Source organism: Niallia alba (assembly GCF_012933555.1).
Taxonomy (GTDB): domain Bacteria; phylum Bacillota; class Bacilli; order Bacillales; family Cytobacillaceae; genus Niallia; species Niallia alba.
The window spans coordinates 403,175-429,523 of the sequence record NZ_JABBPK010000001.1; the positions used below are offsets into that span (position 1 = coordinate 403,175).

At 36.3% G+C, this 26,349-nt stretch carries 22 protein-coding genes; 20 read left to right on the forward strand and 2 right to left on the reverse strand.

The window, feature by feature from the left end:
* Positions 1 to 27 precede the first annotated feature (27 nt).
* The 12 genes from HHU08_RS02130 (at position 28) to murB (ending at position 13,110) form a co-directional block, all read left to right on the forward strand.
* Complete coding sequence (locus HHU08_RS02130; protein ID WP_101729064.1) at positions 28 to 855, forward strand: M55 family metallopeptidase; 828 nt, start codon at positions 28 to 30, stop codon at positions 853 to 855.
* A gap of 13 nt (positions 856 to 868) precedes the next feature.
* Positions 869 to 1,798, forward strand: coding sequence for an ABC transporter permease (locus HHU08_RS02135; RefSeq protein WP_016201316.1), 930 nt, complete (start codon positions 869 to 871; stop codon positions 1,796 to 1,798).
* Between the two features lie 2 nt (positions 1,799 to 1,800).
* Positions 1,801 to 2,763 carry an ABC transporter permease gene (locus HHU08_RS02140; protein ID WP_169187713.1) on the forward strand — a complete coding sequence of 321 codons (963 nt, stop codon included), beginning with the start codon at positions 1,801 to 1,803 and terminating at the stop codon, positions 2,761 to 2,763.
* Positions 2,763 to 3,755 carry an ABC transporter ATP-binding protein gene (locus tag HHU08_RS02145; protein ID WP_169187714.1) on the forward strand — a complete coding sequence of 331 codons (993 nt, stop codon included), beginning with the start codon at positions 2,763 to 2,765 and terminating at the stop codon, positions 3,753 to 3,755. The genes HHU08_RS02140 and HHU08_RS02145 overlap by 1 nt, the downstream gene beginning before the upstream one ends.
* A 104-nt stretch (positions 3,756 to 3,859) precedes the next feature.
* Positions 3,860 to 5,473 (forward strand): peptide ABC transporter substrate-binding protein, encoded by a 1,614-nt coding sequence (locus tag HHU08_RS02150; protein ID WP_169187715.1) that lies wholly within the window; start codon positions 3,860 to 3,862, stop codon positions 5,471 to 5,473.
* A gap of 96 nt (positions 5,474 to 5,569) precedes the next feature.
* Positions 5,570 to 6,490 carry a S66 peptidase family protein gene (locus HHU08_RS02155; RefSeq protein ID WP_169187716.1) on the forward strand — a complete coding sequence of 307 codons (921 nt, stop codon included), beginning with the start codon at positions 5,570 to 5,572 and terminating at the stop codon, positions 6,488 to 6,490.
* A gap of 579 nt (positions 6,491 to 7,069) precedes the next feature.
* On the forward strand, positions 7,070 to 8,170 hold the full coding sequence (locus tag HHU08_RS02160) for a dipeptide epimerase (RefSeq protein ID WP_169187717.1): 1,101 nt from the start codon (positions 7,070 to 7,072) through the stop codon (positions 8,168 to 8,170).
* Positions 8,167 to 9,084, forward strand: a complete 918-nt coding sequence (locus HHU08_RS02165; protein ID WP_169187718.1) for a C40 family peptidase — start codon at positions 8,167 to 8,169, stop codon at positions 9,082 to 9,084. The genes HHU08_RS02160 and HHU08_RS02165 overlap by 4 nt, the downstream gene beginning before the upstream one ends.
* Before the next feature lie 13 nt (positions 9,085 to 9,097).
* Positions 9,098 to 10,057 carry an ABC transporter ATP-binding protein gene (locus HHU08_RS02170; protein WP_169187719.1) on the forward strand — a complete coding sequence of 320 codons (960 nt, stop codon included), beginning with the start codon at positions 9,098 to 9,100 and terminating at the stop codon, positions 10,055 to 10,057.
* Positions 10,058 to 10,072: 15 nt separating this feature from the next.
* The gene (locus tag HHU08_RS02175) at positions 10,073 to 10,843 is read left to right on the forward strand and encodes a serine hydrolase (protein ID WP_169187720.1); all 771 of its coding nucleotides are present in this window, start codon (positions 10,073 to 10,075) and stop codon (positions 10,841 to 10,843) included.
* Between the two features lie 302 nt (positions 10,844 to 11,145).
* Positions 11,146 to 11,964 carry an ABC transporter ATP-binding protein gene (locus HHU08_RS02180; protein ID WP_169187721.1) on the forward strand — a complete coding sequence of 273 codons (819 nt, stop codon included), beginning with the start codon at positions 11,146 to 11,148 and terminating at the stop codon, positions 11,962 to 11,964.
* A 234-nt stretch (positions 11,965 to 12,198) separates the two neighbouring features.
* A complete protein-coding gene (gene murB, locus HHU08_RS02185) occupies positions 12,199 to 13,110 on the forward strand; it encodes a UDP-N-acetylmuramate dehydrogenase (protein WP_016201307.1) in 912 nt (303 codons plus the stop codon).
* Between the two features lie 206 nt (positions 13,111 to 13,316).
* Here murB and HHU08_RS25860 read toward each other — a convergent pair whose 3' ends face one another.
* Positions 13,317 to 13,748: a VanZ family protein gene (locus HHU08_RS25860; RefSeq protein WP_169187722.1), complete on the reverse strand. Its 432-nt coding sequence runs from the start codon at positions 13,746 to 13,748 to the stop codon at positions 13,317 to 13,319.
* Positions 13,749 to 14,099: 351 nt separating this feature from the next.
* Between HHU08_RS25860 and HHU08_RS02195 the strand changes: the two genes are divergently transcribed.
* The gene (locus HHU08_RS02195; RefSeq protein ID WP_169189591.1) at positions 14,100 to 15,041 is read left to right on the forward strand and encodes an aldo/keto reductase; all 942 of its coding nucleotides are present in this window, start codon (positions 14,100 to 14,102) and stop codon (positions 15,039 to 15,041) included.
* Between the two features lie 591 nt (positions 15,042 to 15,632).
* Positions 15,633 to 17,309, forward strand: coding sequence for a dihydroxy-acid dehydratase (ilvD, locus tag HHU08_RS02200; RefSeq protein WP_101729058.1), 1,677 nt, complete (start codon positions 15,633 to 15,635; stop codon positions 17,307 to 17,309).
* A gap of 101 nt (positions 17,310 to 17,410) precedes the next feature.
* Here the strand turns inward: ilvD and HHU08_RS02205 are convergent, their stop codons facing one another.
* Positions 17,411 to 18,442, reverse strand: a complete 1,032-nt coding sequence (locus HHU08_RS02205; protein ID WP_016201304.1) for an AI-2E family transporter — start codon at positions 18,440 to 18,442, stop codon at positions 17,411 to 17,413.
* Between the two features lie 229 nt (positions 18,443 to 18,671).
* On the opposite strand from HHU08_RS02205, the gene HHU08_RS02210 reads away from it, so the two are divergent.
* The 6 genes from HHU08_RS02210 to HHU08_RS02235 all read left to right on the forward strand — a co-directional run bounded on the left by HHU08_RS02210 (position 18,672) and on the right by HHU08_RS02235 (position 26,276).
* Positions 18,672 to 19,064: a MerR family transcriptional regulator gene (locus HHU08_RS02210; protein WP_016201303.1), complete on the forward strand. Its 393-nt coding sequence runs from the start codon at positions 18,672 to 18,674 to the stop codon at positions 19,062 to 19,064.
* A gap of 282 nt (positions 19,065 to 19,346) precedes the next feature.
* Positions 19,347 to 20,654 (forward strand): hemolysin family protein, encoded by a 1,308-nt coding sequence (locus HHU08_RS02215; protein ID WP_040342621.1) that lies wholly within the window; start codon positions 19,347 to 19,349, stop codon positions 20,652 to 20,654.
* 229 nt (positions 20,655 to 20,883) lie between these two features.
* The gene (locus tag HHU08_RS02220; RefSeq protein ID WP_016201301.1) at positions 20,884 to 22,311 is read left to right on the forward strand and encodes a PTS mannitol transporter subunit IICB; all 1,428 of its coding nucleotides are present in this window, start codon (positions 20,884 to 20,886) and stop codon (positions 22,309 to 22,311) included.
* Between the two features lie 283 nt (positions 22,312 to 22,594).
* Positions 22,595 to 24,667, forward strand: coding sequence for a BglG family transcription antiterminator (locus HHU08_RS02225; protein WP_169187723.1), 2,073 nt, complete (start codon positions 22,595 to 22,597; stop codon positions 24,665 to 24,667).
* A 21-nt stretch (positions 24,668 to 24,688) separates the two neighbouring features.
* Positions 24,689 to 25,120 carry a PTS sugar transporter subunit IIA gene (locus HHU08_RS02230; RefSeq protein WP_016201299.1) on the forward strand — a complete coding sequence of 144 codons (432 nt, stop codon included), beginning with the start codon at positions 24,689 to 24,691 and terminating at the stop codon, positions 25,118 to 25,120.
* Between the two features lie 4 nt (positions 25,121 to 25,124).
* Complete coding sequence (locus tag HHU08_RS02235; RefSeq protein ID WP_169187724.1) at positions 25,125 to 26,276, forward strand: mannitol-1-phosphate 5-dehydrogenase; 1,152 nt, start codon at positions 25,125 to 25,127, stop codon at positions 26,274 to 26,276.
* The last annotated feature ends 73 nt before the right edge of the window (positions 26,277 to 26,349 follow it).

Below are 26,349 nucleotides of genomic sequence, written 5' to 3' on the forward strand. Positions count from 1 at the left end.
AAGAAGAAAAATATGGGAGGTTTTTTTATGGGGAAAATTTATATGTCGGTTGATATGGAAGGGATAACAGGGTTAATTGATCACACACAGGTTGATTCCAATAAGTTAAATTATGAAAGAAGTCGCATCCTTATGACAGATGAAGCAAACTACGTCGTAACAAGTTTGTTTGACTATGGTGTAGAAGAAGTAGTCGTGAATGATAGTCATAGTAAAATGAATAATTTGTTAGTAGAGAGATTTCATCCGAAAACAAAGCTAATAACAGGGGATGTAAAACCGTATTCGATGGTACAGGGCCTTGATGCTACATATGATGGGGCAATTTTTGTTGGTTATCATGCACGAGCTTCTGTTCCTGGTGTTATGACACATAGCATGATTTTTGGGGTTCGTAATATGTACATAGATGATGTGGTAGTTGGCGAATTAGGGTTTAATGCATATGTCGCGGGATATTATGGCGTTCCTATTCTTCTTGTAGCAGGAGATGATCAAGCTGCAAAAGAAGCAGAGAAACTTATTCCGAATGTAACAACAGCAGTTGTGAAAAATAGTATATCAAGATCGGCAGCTTTGAGTTTGACACCTGTTCAGGCCGGAGAAATATTGAAAGAAAAGACAAAAGAAGCATTAGAAAGGAAAAATCTAGTAAAGCCCTTGGTGCCACCAGCAAGCCCTTTGCTCCGAATAGAGTTTGCAAACTATGGACAAGCAGAATGGGCTCATTTGATGCCAGGAACGGAGATAGAGCAAGGTACCACGATTGTTCGGTTTCAAGCAAAAAGCATTTTAGAGGCCTATCAAGCTATGCTAGTTATGACTGAACTTGCGATGAGAACAACATTTTGTTAGGCGGTGAAGAGCAATGAAATCTTATTATGTAAAGCGCTTTTTCTCGATGCTTGTGACGTTATGGGTCATTATTACGATTACATTCTTTTTAATGCATTTTACACCAGGCTCTCCATTTAATGATGAAAGAACGACAAATGAGGCAATTCAGAAGAACTTAGAGGAGCAATACCATTTAGATAAGCCGTTAATTGTGCAATATGGAATGTATTTAAAACAAATAGCTACCTTTGATTTTGGTATTTCGATAAAAAAGTCTTCTCAAACAGTTAATGAGATGATTGGCAGAGGGTTTCCTGTTTCCTTTGAGCTTGGCATGGTTGCATTAATTGTCGCCGTAATCTCAGGAATTACCCTTGGAGTTGTCGCTTCCCTTAAACACAATGGAGTCATCGACTATTTAGCGATGACAATAGCAGTAATTGGTATTTCCATTCCTAACTTTGTTTTAGCAACAATGCTTATTCAGCAGTTTGCTGTTCATTGGAAAATACTACCTACAGCAACATGGTCAAGCTGGAAGCATATGATTTTACCGACTATAGCACTTGCAACTAGTCCTACTGCTATCATTGCCCGTTTAACAAGAACGAGTATGTTAGAGGTATTAACACAGGATTATATAAAAACGGCAAAGGCGAAGGGGCTTTCTCCATTCAAAATAATCGTAAAACATGCATTACGCAATGCTCTTTTGCCAGTTGTAACATTATTAGGTGCTTTGGCAGCTAGCATTTTAACAGGAACATTCGTCATCGAAAAAATATTTGCTATTCCAGGTATGGGAAAATACTTTGTAGATAGTATTAATAACCGTGATTATCCAGTTATTATGGGGACAACTATTTTTTACAGTACTATTTTAATTATCATGCTATTCCTCGTTGATTTAGCATATGGCATATTGGATCCTAGAATAAAACTTCAGAAGAAGGAGGGATAGCGATGGGCTTGCGTCAGGAAACTTTTTATGAAAAGAAGGAAGAGATTGCTCTTGATGAATGGTTTGTGCCAATACAGAAAAAGCAAGGGGAAGCTGAAGCTGTTGTTCGCCCAAGCCTATCCTATTGGCAGGAAGCGTGGAGGAATTTATGGAAGAATAAATTAGCGATGGTAGCATTATTCTTCTTAACTTTATTAATCATTATGTCTATTATTGGACCGATTATTTCTCCCCATTCGATTTCAGAGCAAAAACTAATTAATCAAAATCAGCCACCTTCTTCAGAATATTGGTTTGGGACAGATAGTTTAGGCAGAGACGTGTTTGCGAGAACTTGGTATGGAGCAAGAATATCATTATTTGTTGGGGTTACTGCAGCTGTTATTGATTTTCTGATAGGGGTAGCCTATGGTGGACTATCGGGATATAAGGGCGGAAAAGTAGATCATATTATGATGAGAATAGTAGAAGTACTATATGGGCTCCCTTATTTATTAATTGTTATTTTAATGTCTGTTGTGATGGGACCAGGGTTAGCGTCTATTATTATCGCCCTATCCATTACAGGATGGGTTGGAATGGCACGTATAGTAAGAGGACAAGTTCTTCAAATAAAAAACTATGAATTTATCTTAGCATCGAAAACCTTTGGAGCTAAAAGTTACAGAATAATTAGAAAAAACCTCCTTCCCAATACAATGGGTCCAATTATCGTTCAGATGACTTTAACAGTTCCATCAGCGATATTTGCTGAAGCATTCTTAAGTTTTTTAGGATTAGGCATCCAAGCACCTTTAACAAGCTGGGGGGTAATGGCGGATGAAGGATTATCTGCCATTTTAACTGGGCATTGGTGGAGATTGTTTTTCCCGACCTTATTTATCTCGCTTACGATGTTTGCTTTCAATGTATTGGGTGATGGACTACAGGATGCGCTGGATCCAAAGCTAAGGGGTGGAAAATAATGACGAACATACTAGAAGTTACTAATCTACAAGTATCTTTCTCTTCTTATGGAGGAGAGGTACAAGCAGTCAGAGGAGTAAATTTTTCATTAAAAAAGGGGGAAACATTAGCCATTGTCGGAGAATCTGGCTGTGGCAAAAGTGTTACATCTCAAACGATTATGCAATTGATTCCAAGTCCACCAGGAAGAATCAAAGACGGATCTATTTTATATAAAGGGATGGATCTGACAAGGCTAAAAGATGAAGACATGAGAAAAATTCGCGGAGCAGATATCTCGATGATTTTCCAAGATCCAATGACAGCTTTAAATCCTACGTTAACTATTGGCGATCAGATAATGGAAGGGATTAAGCAGCATAAGCGAATTTCAAAAGTCGAAGCAAGGAGTAAGGCTATCGAAATGCTTCAATTAGTTGGAATCCCTAATCCAGAAATGAGATTGAAACAATATCCTCACCAATTTAGTGGGGGGATGAGACAAAGAATTGTGATAGCAATGGCATTGATTTGTGAGCCGGAGATTTTGATTGCAGATGAACCTACAACTGCTCTCGATGTAACAATCCAAGCACAGATTCTGGACTTATTCCGAGAAATTCAACAACAGAGAGATGTCTCCATTATATTAATTACACATGATTTAGGAGTAGTTGCACAAGTAGCAGATCGTGTCGCTGTTATGTATGCTGGAAAAATAGTTGAGATGGGCAATAGAAGAGATATTTTCTACTCTCCCCAGCATCCATATACAAAGGGATTATTAAATTCTGTACCCAGATTGGACCAAGAAGGAGAGCTAGTCCCAATAGATGGAACACCACCAGATTTATTTTCACCACCAGAAGGATGTTCTTTTGCTGCTAGATGCCCCTATGCAATGGAAGTCTGCAAGAGAGTGTATCCGTTAGAAAGCAATTTAAATGCACATCATCTAGTTAATTGTTGGCTTCAGGATGAGCGAGCAAAGCGAGTACTGCACACAATCTAATGATGTGAAAAGAAACTATAGGAAGTTTTATTTTGCTATTTTTTGGCTTTAAAAGAAAAGCCATTTTATAGATTGCTAGATGAAAACGATGTAGGGGGAATACGATGAAAAAGATAGGGATAAGTTTTTTGACAATGATAGTAATTTTTACTCTTGCTGCATGTACAGCCAATAGTGATGCAGGGAAGGAAGAGACAAATGGGGAGAAGGAAGAAAAGATATTATATTTAAACAATGGACAAGAGCCTAGTTCTTTTGATCCGCCGATTGGTTTTGATAGTGTTTCTTGGACTGCCTTAAACAATTTAATGGAAGGTTTAACCCGATTGGATAATAATCATGAGCCACAAGCAGCCATTGCAGAAAATTGGGATGTATCAGAGGACGGAAAAGTATATACATTCCATTTAAGAGACAATGCAAATTGGTCTAATGGAGATCCAGTTACTGCCGGAGATTTTGCTTTTGCATGGAAGCGATTATTAAATCCAGAAACGAAATCGCCAGCTGCTTTCCTCGGATATTTCATTGAAGGGGGAGAAGCATACGCAAACGGAGAAGGTTCGGCAGATGATGTAAAAGTTAAAGTAGTTGATGAAAAGACATTTGAAGTTACATTAACAAGCCCACAGGCTTATTTCCTAAATGTTATTACTAATCCTGCATTTTTCCCGATTAATGAAAAGGTAGCAACGGAAAATCCGGAATGGTTTTCAGAGGCAGATTCATTTGTAGGAAATGGTCCATTTCAATTAACCAAATGGGAGCATGACAGCTATTTTGAGATGGAGAAAAATGAAACGTATTGGGATGCTGATACGGTTAAATTAAATAAAATACATTGGGCAATGGTAGACGATTCCAATACAGAATATCAAATGTTCCAAAATGGAGAATTAGATACTTCGGATGTTCCAGCAGAATTAAGCGAGCAGTTATTTAGTGAAGGAAAAGTAAAAGTAGAAGACCAGGCAGGAACATACTTTTATCGATTTAATGTGACAAAAGAGCCCTTCATAAATAAAAATATTCGTAAAGCTTTTGCTTTAGCTGTTGATCAGCAGCAAATTGTCGATTATGTAACAAAAAATCAGGAGAAGCCTGCGTATGGTTTTGTTTCTTATGGATACTTGGACAATAAAGGGAATGATTTTCGTGAAACGAGTGGAGAGTTAGTAAAAACAAATGTGGAAGAAGCAAAGAAACTACTGGAACAAGGAATGAAGGAAGAAGGATATACAACATTGCCAGAAGTGACGCTCACTTATAGTACTAATGATACACATAAGGCTATAGCAGAAGCTCTACAAGCAATGTTTAAGGATAATCTTGGAGTAGATGTAAAGCTTGCCAATATGGAATCAAGTGTTTTTACACAGGAACAAACAGCATTGAAGCTGCAATTATCCAGAAGCTCTTTCCTTGCAGATTACGGCGATCCAATTAACTTCCTTGAAAACTTTCAGACAGGTTTAGCAATGAATAGAACGGGTTGGTCAAATGCTGAATATGATCAATTAATTAAAGATGCCAAGAATGAATCTGATGAAGCAAAACGGTTTGAATTAATGTATAAAGCAGAAAAGCTATTACTGGATGAGGCACCAATTTTCCCCATCCATTTCTATAATTATGTGTATTTGCAAAATGATAGTGTAACGGGGATTGTTCGTCACCCAGTTGGCTACCTTGAATTAAAATGGGCAGATAAAAAATAAGTAGAGTGAAGAAGGGATGAACGAATAGCATCCCTTCTTTCCTTAAATCATTAGATTATCGCTTTCAGAAAACTAAAAGGGAAAGGGATTAAAAGAGTGATAAAGCCAGAACGTTTAAAAAAAGGAGATACCGTTACCGTTATTGCCCCAGCTAGTCCGCCATCACTAGACTCTTTACAAAAAGGTATAAGCTATTTGGAAGAAGAATTAGGGCTAAAGGTAAAAGTGGGAGACCATGTTTATGATCAATATGGTTATTTAGCTGGGGAAGATGAAGCTAGATTAACAGATTTAGAGAATGCTTTTCTAGATAAAGAAGTAAAAGGTATTATTTGTGCATGTGGAGGATATGGAACAGCAAGACTGGCGAGTCAGATTAACTATTTAATCATTGCCCAAAATCCAAAAATATTTTGGGGTTATAGTGATATAACTTTTCTGCATACAGCTATCTTTAATAACACTGGATTAGTTACTTTCCATGGCCCAATGCTTTCATCTGATATTGGCAAAGACGACTGTCATCCTTTGTCGAGAAATCTGTTCCAACAATTATTTGAACCGCAAGAAATGATTTATACAGAAGAATACTCGACACTTGAGGTTTTAGTAGAAGGAAAAGCTTCTGGAAAGATTACAGGAGGAAATCTTTCCCTTATCACAAGTTCAATCGGTACACCTTTTGAAATAGATACAAAGTCGAAAATCTTGTTGATGGAAGATATAAATGAAGAACCACGATCTGTGGATCGTATGCTTAATCAATTAATGCAGGCAGGGAAGCTAACCGATGCAAAAGGAATCGTTATCGGCGACTTTCATCAATGTCATTCTAGAAGAGACAAATCGCTTGCGTTAGAAGAGGTGATAAACCACTACATTCAACAAGCCGGGAAACCGACTATGAAGGGATTTCAAATAGGCCATTGTTCTCCTCATATATCAATCCCGCTTGGTGTTAATGCGGAAATAAATACGAAGGAGAAAGTATTAATGATTGATAGTGGGGTGGAATAAATTAGAAGAGGTTATCCCGCTCTCAACGGAGATCACTGAAAAAGTCTTTTTTTCGTGCGAAATGAAGAGCAAGCATATTGGAAAGTGAAAATAAGGTTGGTTTGGAGAGGCGTCCGCTCGACTCCTATGGGAGCTGCGAGAAAATCCGAGACCCCGCAGGAACTTAAGAAGCGAGGAGGCTTGGCGCTCGCCCCATGGAAAGCGAGCGGACGCTTCGGAAAATAAATCGATCATCTTATGTTTAAAAAGTGGCTATCGTCCATCATCATTAACTGGCCAGTTTTTCAGTGCCCTCCTCTCAACGGACAGTGAGACTCCCCCTCAAGCTTATGAGTATAGGAGGAAGATAGGTGGGAGATCAACTGTCCGTAAAGGTTCGATTGGTTCAACTAACCATCAGTGGGGATCGCGCTGAGCCTCTGGTGTCTCAGACTCTACGTGAATTTCGGCTGCTCTGTTTTTCCAACTAATCCATTTCTTCTATTGAAAAAACAGCCATTACTTTTGAATAGGAGCAAGTTAATCGAAATATTGAACAGCACAATAAAAATAGACTTTATAAAATAAGGATGATACATAGTGAAAATAACCAGAATAGAGACATTCTGTGTCGCAGTGCCATTAATCAAGCCTTTTAAAACAGCATTACGAACCGTAACCATTGCAGACTCTGTATATGTAAAAATTACATGCGAAAACGGAATTGTTGGTTGGGGAGAAGCCCCGCCAACTTTAGTGATAACAGGAGATAGCCTAAAAAGTATTGAAGCATCTATACATGAAGTGTTTAAACCCTTTTTATTGAGTAAAAGCATTTTACAGCTCGAATTACTGCTTCAAGGAATCCAGCAAATTTTAGTAGGAAATGTGAGTGCAAAAGCAGCGATTGATATGGCACTTTATGATTGCTTTTCCCAATACTGTAAACTTCCGCTTTATCAATTATTGGGCGGATATAATAATACATTGGAAACGGATTATACGGTTAGTGTCAATGATCCGATAGAAATGGGAGAAGACGCGGTCTCCTATGTTAACCAAGGGTTTAATGTTTTAAAGATTAAAGTTGGAAAAGATGAACTGCAAACAGATATTAATAGAATAATAGAAATCAGAAGAAGAGTAGGCAATGAAATTAAATTAAGACTAGACGCTAACCAAGGCTGGAACCCAAAAGAAGCTATTACAGCTATACGAAAAATGGAAGATTTAGGACTTAATATCGAATTAGTTGAGCAGCCGGTTAAAGCAGAGGATATACAAGGGCTTAAGAAGGTAACAGATTCAGTAAATACATTAATCATGGCTGATGAAGCTGTATTTACTCCGAAGCAAGCTTTTGAGGTGTTAAAAACACGAAGCGCTGATTTAATTAATATTAAATTAATGAAATCAGGGGGAATCTATCGAGCACAGATTATTAACCATTTAGCTGAAGTTTCTGGAATGGAATGTATGGTCGGAAGTATGATTGAAACTAAATTGGGTATTACTGCGGCAGCGCATTTTGCAGCAAGTAAAAAGAATATCACTCGTTATGATTTTGACGCACCATTGATGCTGGCTGAAGACATAGTGGATGGTGGTGTTCAATATAACGGAAGAAACATAACTTTATCTGATCAACCTGGATTAGGAATAAATCATATTCTTTTACATAAAAAGGAGAATGTGGGATGAAAAAATACGATGTGAAAATAGTGGATGTTCCCGTTGCAACCTTATGGACAAATGAATATTCAGCAAGAGAAATAGATAGTCTGGCAATTGATAATCCTTGTGATATAAAAGCATGGTTAGATAGTCTTGATTATGAAAAGGGACTGGGGCTTTATACAGGTAACTTAGTGCAATCACAAGTATTATACGGGCAAGAGGTATATATCTTGGAAGAAAAAGAGGAATGGGCATTTGTTGCATTGCCCAATCAGGCGTCACAAAAAAATGAACTTGGTTATCCAGGATGGATACCAAAAAAACAATTGATAAAAAAGCAAACGTATTCCTTAGAAAATGGGCCAATTGCAGTTGTTGAAGCATCGATAACAGCTCTCTGTGACGACCATAAAGATGTGATACTGCCATTATGTTTTCAAACACGGTTGCCAGTAAGACGGCAAGAGGGTGAATGGATAGTAGTGATGACACCTACCGGGGAAGGGTGGATAAAAGCAACGGATGTATCCATTTATTCCTCCTCACAAGACGTCCGTAAAGGCACAGGGAAGGATATAGTAAAGCAGGGAGAACGATTTTTGCATCTTGACTATTTATGGGGTGGCATGAGTTCCTACGGTTATGACTGTTCGGGTTTTAGTTACACCATGTGTTTAGCAAATGGTTACTTAATACCAAGAGATGCGAGTGAGCAGGCAGAGACGGGGAGAAATGTTCCTTTAGATGAAATAGAGCCAGGAGATTTATTATTTTTTGCTTATGAGGAAGGGAAAGGAAAGATTCACCATGTAGGTATCTATTATGGAGAAAATAAGTTACTTCATTCCCCCAACACCGGAAAATCAATCGAAATTATTCCTTTAGAAAATACAATCTATGAAAAAGAATTATGTGTAGCAAGAAGATATTGGGAATAAGGAGAGAGAAGGAATGACACAGCAGGTTCTATTAAAAGTGGATAATGTATCGAAGCATTTTGAATTAGAAAAGAATATGACATTACAAGCTGTATCAAATGTATCCTTTCATATCAAGAGAGGGGAAACGTTTGGCATTGTTGGTGAATCAGGCTGTGGTAAATCTACATTGGGTAGAACAATTATTGGATTATATAAAACATCAAATGGGCAGATTTTATACAATGATACCAACCTAGAAAGTGTTTCTACAAAGGATACATTTGCATTTCGCAGAAAGATGCAAATGATCTTTCAAGACCCTTACGCCTCTTTAAACCCTCGTTCTACTGTACGTGAGATTTTGGCAGAGCCTTTGGAAGTCCATGGAGTGTATCAAACAAAGGAAGAAAAAAATGCCCGTATAGATGAACTGTTGGAAAGAGTAGGACTAAATAGAGAACATGCTAATCGATTTCCACATGAATTTAGTGGGGGCCAAAGGCAAAGAATTGGGATAGCAAGAGCGTTAGCGTTAGAGCCAGAATTTATTATTGCTGACGAACCAATTTCCGCATTAGATGTTTCAGTTCAAGCACAAGTAGTAAATCTGCTAAAAAGATTACAACGAGAAAAACAATTAACCTATCTATTTATAGCCCATGACTTATCAATGGTAAAGCAAATTAGTGATCGAATTGGTGTAATGTATTTAGGGAATTTAGTGGAACTGACAGATAGTAAAGAGTTATATTCCAATCCACTACACCCTTATACACAGGCACTCCTTTCTGCTATTCCGATTCCAGATCCAGATATAGAGGACAAAAGAGAACGAATTATATTAAAAGGGGAATTACCAAGTCCAGTGGATCCGCCAAGCGGCTGTGTTTTTCGAACGCGTTGCCCGCATGCAATGGATATTTGTACTAATGATAAGCCAGTTTGGCAAGAACGAGAAGATGGCCATTTTGTTGCATGTCATCTTTATTAGGGAATAACGATTAGGATGAATATGGAGATATTAAGCAAACGAATAAACGAAATTGTACAGGAGTATAAGGCTCATGGTCACTTTGGGATAGCTATTGAGTGGAAGGGAAAATGTTTTTACTTTAACGCGAAGGATGTCTTTCCAAGTGCTAGTCTAATTAAATTGCCAATTCTGTTAGAAGGCTTTATGCAGAGCTCAAGTGGAACCTTAGTGTTGGATGATTTAGAAAGGGTTAAAGATATCCAGAAAGTAGGAGGGGCGGGTATTGTTCAATATATGTCCCCACAAAGCCGTTTATCTGTTCATGATCTACTCACTTTAATGATTATTGTTTCAGATAATATGGCAGCCAATTATTTGATTGAACGACTTGGCATAGACAGCGTTAATAGAAGATGTCAGCAGCTTCGGATGTCCTCAACGATTCTCCAGCGCAAAATGATGGACCAAGAAGCAAGAGAAAGAAAACTGGAAAACTATACTTCGCCTTTAGATATTATTCGTTGTTTAAAGGCAATTCAGAACAATAAGAATCAGAGCTGTAAAAAAATCTTATCCCATCAGCAACTTCTTGATAAACTACCGTATTACTTTGAGGAGAATAGTTGTATAAGGATTGCGAATAAAACTGGAGAGTTAGATAAGGTAGAGCATGATTGTGCTATTATAGAGCACGAGGATGAAATGATCTATGTTGCTGTTTTAACAGACCAATTAACAACAAATTTTAAAGGGAAACAAGTTATCCAGTTAATTGGAGCAAGTATTCTTGAATGTTTATCATGAAAAAAGTCTGAACCTATTAGGCAGACTTTTTTTATAAATGAAATGTTTATGCGAAAAAATAAATCTTGTTAAATATTTTAAACAGTCTTGAATGAAAGTCTAGTTCAAATTATAATAAATAATGAAAATCATTATCAATTATTAAAAAGCGTTCTTATTTAATTAATAAAGGGATAGGTACAAATGCTCTCTTGGAATAAAGAATGAAATAAATGAAAAAATAGGATTAGCAGAATAAAACGAAAAATGCTCCTCGGTTTTAAAAGGGTATATAGAAAAGTAAGGGAAGGAGAGAAGAAAGCGTGGACATACTATCTACAGATCAATTGAAAATTGGCTATGAAGATAAAATTATCGTTAATGACTTAAATTTACATGTGCAAGAAGGGAAAATTACTACTATCATTGGACCAAATGGTTGTGGGAAATCGACGATATTAAAAACTCTTGCACGGATTCATAAGGCAAAGGCCGGGTATGTATATTTAGATGGAGAAATGATACACAAAATCCCCACGAAAAAAATTGCCCAAAGAATGGCTGTGCTTCCTCAATCTCCAGAAGCACCGAATGGATTAACAATATTCGATTTAGTTTCCTATGGGCGGTCTCCTCATCAAAAAGGCTTTGGTCGTTTAGGGGAGAAAGACAGAGAAGTAATAAATTGGGCATTGGATGTCACTGGTCTTACGGAGTTGAGAGATCAGGAAGTGGATACCTTATCAGGTGGACAGAGACAAAGAGCGTGGATCGCAATGGCGATTGCACAAGAAACAAATCTTCTGCTTTTAGATGAGCCGACTACTTATTTAGACATGGCCCATCAGCTGGAAGTACTGAAATTATTAAAAAAACTAAATGAAGAAGAAAATCGAACCATTGTGATGGTTATCCATGATTTAAACCATGCAGCAAGATTTTCTGATCATATGGTAGCGATGAGAAACGGACATTTAATGAAAGAAGGAACAGCGGAGGAAGTAATGACCGAAACGGTTTTGAAAGAAGTTTTTCAAATAGATGCCGTTGTAGTCAAAGACCCTAGAACAAATAAGCCAGCTTGTCTTTCTTACGATTTAATACATCAAAAGGAAAGAGTATTAGTAGCATCTGCTAAGTAATCAATGGAAGAGGATTGCTTAGCTTTTTTTGTTTGGCTGTTTATGTAATATATGGTTATTTTACGGTGAATATTGCTTGTTTCCGCCTTTTCTTAGCATGAAAGGTAGGCGTTTTTCATATAATGGATTGAGTAACGTTTCACATAAATTTGCTTATTATCGTCGTACCTATTTATAATTTTGGTATACTATTAGAATAGTGTAGTCAGAAATATGTATAGAAGGTTGAGATTAATGGATAAGAATATATTGATTAAAAAGTTTCTTGAAATTTTGCCCGAAGAATGTGTAAAGATGGATGAGGCGTTAAATAAATATACGTATACGAAAATTGGTGGAAAGGCTGATTTTTTACTTTTTCCGCTTACGTACGAACAATTACAGTCAGCTTATAAAATAGCACTTAGCGAAAATATGCCAATCACTATTTTAGGAAATGGTTCCAATGTGTTAATTAGAGATGGTGGTATTCGTGGAGTTGTCTTTAATTTAACAAGGCTAGACAAAATTTCCCTTGAAGGTAATAAAGTGATTGCCCAGAGTGGAGCTGCCATTATTGAGACCTCTAGATTTGCCTTAGAACATTCTTTAACAGGATTGGAGTTTGCTTGTGGAATTCCAGGATCTGTAGGTGGTGCGTTATATATGAACGCTGGTGCTTATGGAGGAGAGGTTTCTGACGTATTGCAATCCGCCAAGATATTAACGCGAGCTGGAGAAATTATAATAGTAACAAAAGAGGAATTAGAGCTTGGCTACCGCACAAGTAGTATTGGGAAAAATGGCTGGGTAGCGTTAGAAGGAACTTTTTCTCTTGAAACAGGAGATTATGCAGAAATTAAAGCGAAAATGGATGAACTGACTTTCTTGCGCGAATCAAAACAGCCGTTAGAATATCCTTCATGTGGAAGTGTTTTTAAAAGACCACCAAACTACTTTGCAGGAAAACTTATTCAAGATAGTGGACTTCAAGGAACGAAAATTGGTGGTGCTCAAGTATCTACAAAACATGCAGGTTTTATTGTAAACGTGGAGGATGCCACAGCGAATGATTATTTATCCTTAATAAAGCATGTCCAAAAAACTGTGAAAGCAAACTTTAATGTAGACCTCGAGACAGAAGTAAGAATCATTGGTGAGGAATAAAGAGCAGGCTGTTAATGAAATAAGAACGAAAAGGGCATCTGAAAGAGAGTAATCTTTTTCAGATGCCCTTTTTTTTAAAAGAAGGCTATTTCCGTAAAGTTATTGCTCTGCCGCCTTCCTGGCTTTGCCTGTGGAGTCTGGATATCTATGTGTATTCATGCTGCTCAGTATTTCTTCCCTATTGAGTAAAATTTTTTGAAAGTGGCTTAAAAGAAAAAAGATTTATATACTATTCTTCGCACAAATAACCGCATCATTAGATACAGGAAGTAACCAAATATCGCTCCGAAGACATTTAAAATAAAATCATCTATATCTGCCGCTCGATCCATGGTAAAGAAATATTGGATAAGTTCAATAGAAAGAGAACATAGAACAGCAAGCCCTATTGTGACACATGTTCTAAATCGTTTTTTATATAACATAGGCAGGATAAAACCAAAGGGAATAAACAGAATGATATTTCCTAAAGTATATAACATCCAAAAAAAAGGTGGCTTATATTTATATTGATACAAAATTTGGACATAGGGAGTTAAGTTCATTTTCCCCTCGGTTATATTTGGCGGTGAGAAGTGAAAAGGCTTTAATGTTATGTATATGAGTGTCAATAAATAAAAGAAAAAAAGATTGAGCATAAATTCTCTAGAAAATAGGATTGCTTTTCTTTGATTATTTTGATGAATACGAAAATAAATCCATAACGGAACGACAAGGATAAGAATAAAGGGGAAATTTAATAGTAACTGAACTCCGCTTATGGACCATAGTATGATAAACAGAAAGAGGACAATGATAAAAAAAATCCCGTTTTTTAATACTTGCACAGATAATCGAAGTCCTTTCTTTTTTGTTCTCCCAAAAGTATATGTAGGCTTGTTCAAAAGTAGACTATCCAATTGGAACAGGAGCGAATTACTTTACTCTTTGTACGGAAATACGCATACTAGGAGTGAATGCGAGTGTTTGTCTATACATTAATGAAGGAGATGAATTTTTTGAGTAGTAAAGTTCAAATCGGTCAAACGGCTATGCGTGTTACGAAGCTGGGATATGGAGCAAATTCTGTCGGCGGTCATAATTTATTTCCGAATTTAAATGATGAAACAGGAAGAAATGTGGTAAGGAATGCATTAGATGCGGGAATCGACTTTCTGGACACTGCCTATGTTTACGGGTTAGGGAGATCAGAGGAGTTAATTGGTGAGGTGCTAAAGGAAAGAGGCAACCGCCAAGATATCGTCATTGCAAGCAAAGCAGCTCATAAATTAGTGGATGGCAAAATGGAGCTTGATAACAGCAGAGAATTTTTACGTAAATCTGTAGAAGATAGCTTAAAGCGTCTGCAAACAGATTATATTGATTTGTTCTATGTTCATTTTCCAGATGGGGTTACTCCAATGGCTGAAGTGGCAGGAACACTAAGAGAGTTAAAGGATGAAGGAAAGATTCTTGCAGTTGGAGCTTCGAATTTAGATGCTGAGCAAATAAAAGAATTTAATCAAGATGGTTATTTAGAGGTATTTCAAGCAGAGTATTCTTTATTTAAAAGACAAGCAGAGGACATATACTTACCATACTGTGTAGAAAACAATATTAGCTTTGTTCCGTATTTTCCTTTAGCCTCCGGACTATTGACTGGAAAATACTCAAAAGATTCAGCTATTAGTGATGGCAGAAAAAATAATCCGCTTTTCCAAGGAGAAGCATTTATTCGCAATGTAGAAAAGGTGGACCAATTAAAGCAAATGGCTGAAGACAAAGGCTTTGACGCGACACATTTTGCTTTGGCTTGGTTGTTGGAACAACCTGCCGTTGATGTTATTATTCCAGGAGCGAAATCAACAGACCAGCTTAAGAACAATTTACGAACATTAGACGTGACATTAACAGAAGAAGATGTGAAGAAAATAAGCAATATATTTGTGTAAGGTATCATTATTTTGAAAGACTGTTGTTTTTCCAATAGGAGAAAAGAATTAGTTGGAAAAATGGAGCAGCCGGAATACACGTAGACGCCACGGGATTAGCCAGACAGGTGAGACCCCGGCGGCTCTGAGCCCCACGGAAAGCGAAGTGTATTCGGGCTGTGAGTAATAGCAACAAACAATTTTACGAAAACAGCCTTTTAAAAACAAACGAAACCGATAGCAAAGCGATGGAGGGGTAGAAAACACTTCATCGCTTTTGCTTATATAAAGGGTATTTATGAAAAAGTCTTTAGTGATAGTGGGATGGGCGTATATTATTTTTGTATAACTTCAGTTCAGTCTAGAATTCCAAAAGAAGAGAAAGGGTGCATTAGGGAAGAGTCGAGTTATGTTAGATATCCTTACATTTTTTGTTATTAAAATCCTAATTTAACAATGTTTCTGCTTTTTGGTAAGCGAAATAGAAGAGATGAATTTCTCTGAATAACTAATAAGAAGAAATTATACCAATTTTACTATCATAGTGTTACAATAGGTAAAAGTTTAAATATACAGATTTTTCGATTTAGTCGGATAATTGGAGGGGTAGAAGTGACACAATTGAGAAGTAATATGATAAAGAAGGGATTCGATCGAGCGCCACATAGAAGCTTACTACGTGCTGCTGGTGTGAAAGAGGAGGATTTTGACAAACCGTTTATCGCTGTAGTTAATTCATATATTGATATTGTTCCAGGTCATGTACACTTACAGGAATTTGGAAAAATCGTAAAAGATGCGATACGAGAAGCAGGTGGCGTGCCATTTGAAATGAATACAATTGGCGTGGACGATGGTATTGCGATGGGACATATTGGAATGCGCTATTCTTTGCCAAGCCGTGAAATCATTGCCGATTCCATTGAAACGGTAGTGGCAGCACACTGGTTTGATGGGATGGTTTGTATTCCAAACTGTGACAAAATAACACCAGGAATGATGATGGCGTCCTTACGCTTAAATATTCCTACTATCTTTGTCAGTGGTGGCCCGATGAAGGCTGGAGTTACTAGTGATGGTAGAAAGATATCTTTATCATCTGTGTTTGAAGGGGTAGGAGCCTATCAATCTGGTAAAATTGATGAAAGCGGTCTAAGAGAATTAGAACAATTTGGCTGTCCGACATGTGGTTCCTGTTCGGGAATGTTTACGGCGAATTCCATGAACTGTTTAGCTGAAGCACTTGGTCTTGCGTTGCCTGGAAATGGGACAATTCTTGCTGTTGCTCCAGAAAGAAGAGAGTTTGTAAAAAAATCTGCTAAACAGCTGATGCAATTAATAAAAGACGATATTAAACCAAGAGATATTGTCACAGAAAAAGCAATTGATAATGCATTTGCGTTGGATATGGCATTAGGGGGATCAACAAATACGGTACTTCATACATTGGCATTAGCCCATGAAGCAGGTGTAGAATATCCACTTGAAAGGATTAATGAAGTAGCATCACGCGTGCCTCATTTATCTAAGTTAGCCCCTTCATCTGATGTACATATTGAAGATCTGCATGAAGCAGGCGGTGTTTCAGCGGCTCTATATGAATTATCTAAAAAAGAAGGAGCCCTTCATTTAGATACAATAACGGTTTCTGGGAAAACACTTGGAGAGAATATTGCTGGATGTAAAGTGAAAGATTACGGTGTTATTCGCCCGATTGATGATCCGCATACGCAAACAGGGGGATTAGCCGTATTGTTTGGTAATCTAGCCCCTCAAGGTGCGATTATTAAAACGGGTGGTGTCCAAGATGGAATTCAACGACATGAAGGACCAGCTATCGTATTTAATTCACAAGATGAAGTATTAGAGGGATTAGTAAAAGGGAAGGTAAAGGAAGGTCATGTTGTTATCATTCGCTATGAGGGACCAAAAGGGGGACCTGGTATGCCGGAAATGCTGGCACCTACTTCTCAAATTGTTGGAATGGGTCTCGGTCCAAAAGTTGCGCTTGTAACAGATGGGCGCTTTTCAGGAGCTTCACGTGGTATTTCTATCGGACATGCTTCACCAGAAGCAGCAGAGGGAGGACCGTTGGCATTCGTAAAAGATGGCGATCATGTTATAATCGACATCGAAAATCGAACAATGGATGTTATTGTTCCAGAGGAAGAGTGGGAGCAAAGAAAAGCAGAATGGAAAGGTTTTGAATCGAAAGTGAAAAGCGGCTATTTAGCTCGCTATTCCAAACTTGTTACATCTGCAAATACTGGTGCAGTATTAAAATACTAAGACGAAATACATTAGCGAAAAACGAAAAGCAGGTTGGATACACGAAAAGTGTATTCAACCTGCCTTTAATATTATTAATGCCCAGTTTTTTTATAGCTGGTCTATTCTTTTATTATTTCTTTTTTGTTATTAGGATTCATACTCTGAACCTGGAGGATATCTAAAAGAAAAACGAATACCGGTATCCCGATGATTAATCCCCATACTCCAAAGAAGTGCTCAGAGAAGATAAGGACAATAAAAGTGAAAAACACTGGTAAATTTGTTTTAGAGGACATTAATTTTGGATTTAGTATATAAGCCTCGATAGCATGGATTATACAAATGAATATTATTAAAATAATAATATAGGTATAGCCTCCAATGGTGTATCCAATCGTCAACAATGGTATTAGGGAGATAATAACTCCTGCCACTGGAATAAGACCAAGAACAAATACCATAAGAGACAAGCCTAGTAATTGAGGGAAATCAAGAATCCATAATCCGATTGTCGTTAAAATACAGTTCACTAAAGCAATAATAACTTGAGCTTCTAGCACTTTTCCAAACGTTAAAACAAATTTTTTGCCGAAAAATTCAATTTCATTATAAAAAGGTGCTATTTTACTTGTTCGAAAGTTTTCTCTATATTTGATCAGTCGAGGCTTCTCTAAAAGGAAGAAGAAGCTTAAGATAATAGCTAATATGAATTGTATACTTATCGAGCTAATGCTGGAAAAATATTTGACTACAATGCCTAGTCCTTGTTCCAAATAGCTGTTAATTTGTCTTTCTTGAATAATGGAAACAATATAATTTAAGACAGCATTATCATGTGGACGGGAGTAAAAGTCCATTAACTGTCTAACTAATGCCGTTATTTCTTCCACTAGCATTGGTAAATATTTAATAAAACTATAGGAAAGTAATCCGATCGTTATTAGATAGAGGATGCTAACTATAACGTTTCGTTTTACATGAATACGCTTAGAGATAATTTTTTCCATCCGGTCCATTAAAAATGAAAGGATAAAGGTAAAAAGCATTAAATTAATCATGCTTCTAAGGGCGTAGATACCCAGAATAATGAAAGCAAAGATGAAAAACCTTTTTACACTTTTACTTGTAAGAAAATTGATAATTGTTTCCACTCCATTTCCCCTTTTTTGATATATTTTCTCTTTTCTATCTTTCTTCCTATATTTTAACCTAAATTGAATTTTAATAATATAAAAAAGCCGACATTTTCGAAAATTTAGCAAGAAGAAAAAAAGAGGCATTCTAGATAGGAAGTTTTTTGCTTGAATCTTTCCTCCATTGACTTATATAATTAGGAAGTAAAACTAAAACGTTATGGTTAGGAGGAGAAGCGATGGGGCTGTGAAATTAAGAATTGGTGATTTGGCAAAAGTTACAGGTGTAACGAAAAGAACCATTGATTATTATACAAACCTTGGTCTTCTTCAAGCAGAACGTTCTCAAACAAATTATCGTTACTATAGCGAAGAGCAGATTGAACAAATTAAAACGATAGAGGAATTTAAAAAGAGAAAACTATCGCTCGAGGAAATTAAGGAACAATTAAATAAGCATAAAATGAACTCCTTTGATATCGAAGAATTAAAAACAAATATGAAGGATCTTAATGAAAAAATCCATCAGATGCTTACAACAGTTGATATTCAGGACCATCATAAAAAAAAGGAAGTAAGAAATACTATATCTCATGAAAGTATTTCTTTAATACAAGCACTGTTGCTTTTGCTAAATTAACTGTAATTTATCCCACTCTTAACGGACAGTAAGACTCAACCATAAGCTTATGAGAATACGGTGGGAGATCAACTGTCCGGAAAGGTCCGATTGGTTTAACTGACCATCAGTGGGGGAGGAAGGAAAACCCCTACTGATGGAAGTTTCACTTTATAGGATGCATTTATTTATATGATTGAAGTAGTAATTTTACAAGCAACAGCGTCTCTTTCTTTGTATAGGAGAAATGCCGCGCGTGGCTTTTATTAATCAGGAGGTGTAAGCCCCTTTACGGGCTACTTATTGGAAATTTTTAATTTGATTTTATTCGTGATATTAATTGCATTAACTGCTTTTTTCGTTGCAACAGAGTTTGCAATCGTAAAAGTCAGGAGTTCAAGAATTGATCAGTTAGTTGCTGAAGGAAAAAAAGGTGCGTTAGCAGCAAAAAAAGTAACGACCCATTTAGATGAATATTTATCTGCCTGTCAATTAGGGATAACAGTTACAGCGTTAGGTCTAGGTTGGATTGGGGAATCTACTTTCGCAGAAATTTTAGAGCCGCTATTTGTTCGTTTATCTATTGGGAATGCGCTCTCGCACTTGATTGCCTTTATTATTTCTTTTTTACTTGTAACTTTTTTGCATGTCGTTGTCGGAGAACTTGCTCCAAAAACGGTTGCTATTCAAAAAGCGGAATTAATATCCTTAACCTTTGCAACGCCAATTATTTGGTTCTATCGACTATTATATCCTTTTATTTGGCTGTTGAATGGATCGGCACGACTTTTGACAAGTATCTTTGGATTAAAGCCAGCGTCAGAACATGAACTTGCTCACTCGGAAGAAGAGTTAAGAATTTTAATGTCAGAAAGCTATAAAAGCGGTGAAATCAATAAAAATGAATTAGCATATGTAAATAATATTTTTGAATTTGATGAACGAATTGCAAAAGAAATCATGGTACCAAGAACAGAAATGGTTACTATCAGTGTGGACAATACGTTTGATGAAATAATGGCTATTTTAGAAGAAGAGAATTATACGCGCTATCCATTAGTGAATGGAGATAAGGATAATGTGATCGGGTTAATTAACATTCGCGAATTTCTAACAGCGACTATTCAAAACAAACAAGAGATTCAACTAGAGGAATACATGAAACCGATTATCCGTGTGATTGAAACAGTTCCTATCCGTGAATTACTAATAAAAATGCAAAAGGAACGCACACATATGGCGATTTTGCTTGATGAATACGGTGGTACTTCAGGGATTGTTACAGCAGAAGATATATTAGAGGAAATTGTCGGCGACATCAGAGATGAATTTGATGAGGATGAAATTTCTGACATTCGTAAAATTAAAGATAATCATTATATCCTTAATGGGAAAGTATTGATTAGCGAAGTTAATGACCTTTTAGGGACCCATTTATCTGAAGATGAAGTGGATACAATTGGCGGATGGTTCTTGACTAATAATTTCGAAGCAGTTGAAGGAGATATATTAGAAGAAGAAGGATATATCTTTAAAATTAAAAATATTGAAGAACATCATATACACTTTATTGAAGTTATGAAGGATGTAAGTGTAGTAGAAGTGCAATAAAAAGAAGGGGGAAACCCCTTCTTTTTTGTTTGGAATTGTGTATAGATAGGTGTTTTAGTGGCATTTTAAAAAAGGGTTCGAAGTCGAATACTGATTTTATTGAATTTTATCAATTAAATTAATTTAATTGTGTCAGCAGTGTGTCTGTCAAAAGTGTGTTTACTTTAAATTGTTATAATTCTGTAAACGCTTTATTATGAAAGTATGAAATAAAAGGAGGTAAAAAAAGATGTCAAACGAAAATAAAAATGGTTTTCGTGTAAAAATACAGCGTTTTGGTAGTCATTTGAGCGGCATGATTATGCCGAATATTGGAGCATTTATAGCTTGGGGGTTAATTACAGCCTTATTTATTGAAACAGGTTGGACTCCTAATGCGAAGTTGGCGGAACTAGTTGGTCCGATGATCACTTATTTATTACCATTATTAATTGGTTATACAGGCGGTAAAATGGTATATGCTGAACGTGGTGGTGTAGTCGGTGCGATTGCTACAATGGGTGTAGTCGTTGGAGCAGATATCCCAATGTTCCTTGGAGCAATGGTAATGGGTCCACTTGGTGGTTTCTTAATCAAAAAAGTGGATGACTTATTTAGAGGGAAAATTAAAGCTGGATTTGAAATGCTAGTAAACAACTTCTCAGCAGGTATTCTTGGAGCAATTATTGCAATTATTGGTTTTCTATATGTAGGTCCAATTGTTGAAGGTTTAAGTAGCATTTTATCAAGTGGAGTACAATGGATTGTAGATGCAAAATTATTGCCTCTTGCAAGTATTTTCATTGAGCCGGCAAAAGTATTATTCTTAAACAATGCGATTAACCAAGGTGTTCTAGGTCCAATTGGAGTAGAGCAAGCGAAAGAAGTTGGTAAATCGATTTTATTCTTATTAGAAACAAACCCAGGACCTGGTCTAGGGGTATTATTAGCTTATTGCTTATTTGGTAAAGGTACGTCAAAACAAACAGCACCTGGTGCAGTAATTATTCATTTCTTAGGTGGGATTCATGAAATTTACTTCCCATACATCTTAATGAAGCCAATGTTATTATTAGCTGTTATCGGTGGCGGTATGGGTGGAGTATTCACCTTTACATTATTCAATTCAGGTTTAGTTGCTACACCGTCTCCTGGTAGTATCATTGCATTAATGGCAATGGCGCCAAAAGGACAACATTTAGGTGTAATTGCTGGTGTTATTGTTGCGACTATTATTTCTTTCGTAATTGCAGCTATCATCTTGAAAACAAGTAAAGAAAAAGAAGAAGATATTAATGCAGCAACAGAAAAAATGGAAGCTTTAAAAGGGAAAAAGAGTTCAGTAGCAAGTGCAATTACTGCAACTACTGCAACTTCTGAAGCAACAGAATTTGATTATAAAAATGTGAAGAAAATAATCTTCGCATGTGATGCAGGTATGGGTTCAAGTGCGATGGGTGCATCTATTATGCGTAATAAAGTGAAAAAGGCAGGAATTGAAGGAGTAGATGTAACAAATACATCTATTGCAAATCTTCCAAGTGATGCAGATCTTGTTATTACACATAAAGATTTAACAGCAAGAGCAGTAGAAAAATTACCAGCTGCACAGCATGTTTCTGTTGAGAACTTCATGAACAGCCCTAAATATGATGAAATTGTTGAGAAATTGAAATAAGCTTATGCTTATTAACAAGCTGTCGGCCAACTCTGGCCGGCGGTTTTTTCTGTTGATACTTGCACATATAGCTGTAAAGAACAAAGTCATTTAAAAGATTTCTATTTAATCTACCCAAGTGTAAATGAAAGTATTTACTTTTCAGTATTTATAGAGGGAGATAGGGAACCCTAAATTAAAATTGACAACAATAAAGTTGAAAAAAATATGTTTAAAACTGTTTGAATAAGTGTATTTAGTAGTTCTATAATTAAATTATGTCAGGGAATTAAGGAGATAAGCTATGATTATTTCCGCTCGTGAAAGAATTATTTTACAAATATTATTAGAAAATATAGAAGAAGAAATGACGATTAAAGGGATTGCTGAGCATGTAAATGTCAGCGAAAGAACCATTCATCGGGATTTGAAAAATATAGAAGATATTCTAGAAGGCTTCCATCTTAAATTGAATAAGAAAGCGGGAGTTGGGGTAAAAATCATTGGTAACCCTAATGATATTTACCAATTAAGGGTATCTATATTAAAACAGGATTATGTAGAGTACACTCCAGATGAACGAATCCTTGTTGCTTTGTGTACTTTACTAGATCATCAAGAACCGATTAAGCTGTTTTCGTTAGCAAAGGAGCTTGGGGTAACTACTGCTACCGTAAGCAATGATTTAGATAAGTTAGAACCAACTATTGAAAAATTTAATCTGCGATTACTGCGAAAAAGAGGTTACGGGATTGAACTAGTTGGAACAGAAGAAGATAAAAGGAAAGCAATTCGCAGTCTTATTTCTGATCGATTCGATGTACCAGAGTTTCTTAAAATGGTAAAGGAAAATATTCAGAAGAAGTCTAGCAATAAAATTGACTCTATATCTGAACGGCTTTTAGGGCTTGTTCAAAAGGAGAAGTTGCTTCGGATTGAAAATATTATTGAAGATATTAATGAGCAATTGCCTTATCCATTGGCAGACAGTTCATATGTTGGGTTAGTTGTTCATATCGCCCTTGCAATGGAAAGAATACAGCGGGGAGAAAATATCTCCTTTAAGGAAGACTATTTAAATGAACTTTCCAAAACAAAAGAATTTGAGTTTGCAACACAAATTGTTGAGAGATTGGAACGAACGTTTGATATAGTGATTCCAGAAGAGGAAATTGGCTATATTACGATGCACTTAAGAGGTGCCAAAGTTCGTTATGATAATAAGGTTGGTATTAAAGATGAAAATGTAGAAGTGGCTATGCTAGTAAGAACTTTAATTACGAATGTAGAGAAATTGCTGCATACGACATTATTAGGTGATTCTTTGTTCCAAGGGTTGTTAGCCCATCTTCAGCCAACATTATATCGGTTGGATCAAAAAATGAGGATCTCCAATCCTTTATTAGAAAACATAAAAGAGGATTATGCTGAATTGTTTGCAGTAGTACAAAAAGCAGTGGAGCTAACGCTTGTCAACAGAGATGTTCCTGAAGAAGAAATTGGCTACCTGGTCTTGCACTTTGGATCTGCTCTTAATGATAAAAAAATAACAAAAGATTTAAAGTTATTGATTATCTGTTCAAGCGGAATTGGAACATCGAAAATGCTTGCGGCAAAAATAATCAATCAAATTCCAAGCCTATCAGAAGTTAAAACAGCTTCTGTATTTGAGCTAAAGAATATTTCGATTGATGAATATGATGCAATTCTTTCGACAATCCCACTGGAGGATATCTCTAGAGATTATTTAGTAGTTAATCCTATACTAAGCGATAAAGATTTAGAAGAAGTGAAAAGCTATTTGCAGAAGAATAGTGGTCATCTTTTAAAAGAAGCGAAGGTTATAGAAGCTCCTAAACAAAAATGTATGGATTTTCAGTCATTTCTTCTGTTTACAGAGAAATCGCAGATTCTATCTACTGTTTTAAAAGAAATGCATATATGGGATGAGGGAGTAAGTTTAGGTGAAAGCTTAAAAAGGGGATTAGAGGTATTGAAGCAGCAAGGCTCTATTTTAAGTAATACAGAGGTGTATGAAGCTCTAGAGGCAAGGGCTGAAATAGGTGGTCTTGCTATTCCTGAAACCAATTTAGCACTCTATCATACAAGTAGTAATCAAATTGAAAGTCCATCTTTCGATATCATTGACTTGCCCGAGATGGTGAGTTTGAGGGCAATGAATGGTGCTAATGAAATGGTGAAACGAGTCCTACTTTTACTCGCACCATTAAATGCAAGTCCAAGTGTAATGGAAGTATTAAGTTTTTTAAGTGCATCTATTATTGAATCGGAGAGGAGTATCGATCTATTCAATAATGGCAATAAAGAAGAACTATTGAATTTTATTAGCAGCCAGTTTTTAAGACATCATTTGTAAAATTAATAGGAGGAATAAAAAATGAGCATTTTAAAAAAGGAAAATATTATTTTAAACAGCAGTGTAGCAGGTAAAGAGGAAGCGATCAAAAAAGCCGGTCAAATTCTAGTAGACCAAGGCTATGTATCTGAGGATTATATTCCAGCAATGTTACAAAGAGAAGAAATTTCATCTACTTATATGGGTAATTTCTTAGCAATTCCACATGGTACAGATGAGGCAAAAACAGCTGTATTAAACTCTGGACTATCTGTTATTCAAGCGCCAAATGGAGTAGATTTCGGTGATGGTAATATTGTAAAACTTATTATTGGTATTGCTGGGAAAGATGGCGAACACTTGGAGTTATTATCACAAATTGCTATTGTATGTTCTGAAATTGAAAATGTAGAAAAATTAGTTGCTGCGAAATCAGAAGAGGAAATAATCCAAATTTTAAGCGAGGTAGAATAATACTATGAATGCTATTCATTTTGGAGCTGGAAATATTGGTCGAGGATTTATTGGTTTATTATTGCATCAGTCAGATTATGCTATAACGTTTGTAGATGTTAACGAGCAAGTAATCGATGAAATTAATCGTGTTGGTCAATACAATGTTTTGCTTGCTAATGAAACAAAAGAGCAGTTCACAGTAAAAAATGTAAAAGGGATTAATAGTAAAATAAATCCTGAACAAGTAGTAGAACGGTTTATCCAGGCAGATATTGTTACTACAGCTATCGGTCCAAACATTTTAAAATTTATTGCACCACTGATTGCAGACGGAATTAAAGCACGTATGAAAAATAATCAAACACCTGTAAATGTGATTGCGTGTGAAAATATGATAGGTGGAAGTAGTGCCCTTAAGCAGTTTGTATTAGAGCATTTAAATGAAGAAGAAGCAGCATGGTTAGAAGAATATGTAGGTTTCCCTGATTCTGCTGTTGACAGAATTGTGCCAAACCAGAAAAATGACAATTTATTAGACGTTCTAGTTGAACCTTTCCATGAGTGGGTTATAGATGAAACTGCAATCAAAGGAGAGAAACCAGAAATTGCCGAAGCTCATTTTGTAGGTAATTTACAGGCTTATATTGAAAGAAAGCTTTTTACTGTAAATACTGGCCATGCTGCAACAGCATACTTAGGCAATATCAAGAACTATGAGACCATTTCAGAAACAATCCATCATGAAGGTGTGAAAGAAAAGGTACTTCATGTTTTACAAGAAACAGGAAAAGTACTTGTAGCTAGATATAATTTTAATGAAGCAGATCACCAAAAATATATTGATAAAATTTTAGGTCGTTTTGCAAATGCTTATATTGTGGACGACGTAAAACGAGTAGGTAGATCGCCGTTACGAAAATTAAGTGGTAACGATCGCTTAGTTGCGCCAGCTCTAGCTTATTATAAGGAGTTTCATGAAATTCCTGCTCATTTAGTAGAAGTTATGGCATCCGCTCTTCATTTTTACACACCAGAAGATCAAGAGTCTGTTGAATTGAAGAAACTAGTGGAGGAAAAGGGAGTTCAATCAGCTTTCGTTCAAGTATCAGGCTTAAGCGAAGATCATGAACTAGTAACAGAAGTTATACGTGTTTATAACAATATTCATGCATAAAGAAAAATCCAATGTGGCCGTGTTTTCAAGGCTACATTGGATTTTTTTGATAGTTAACATAAGGCAGATATGT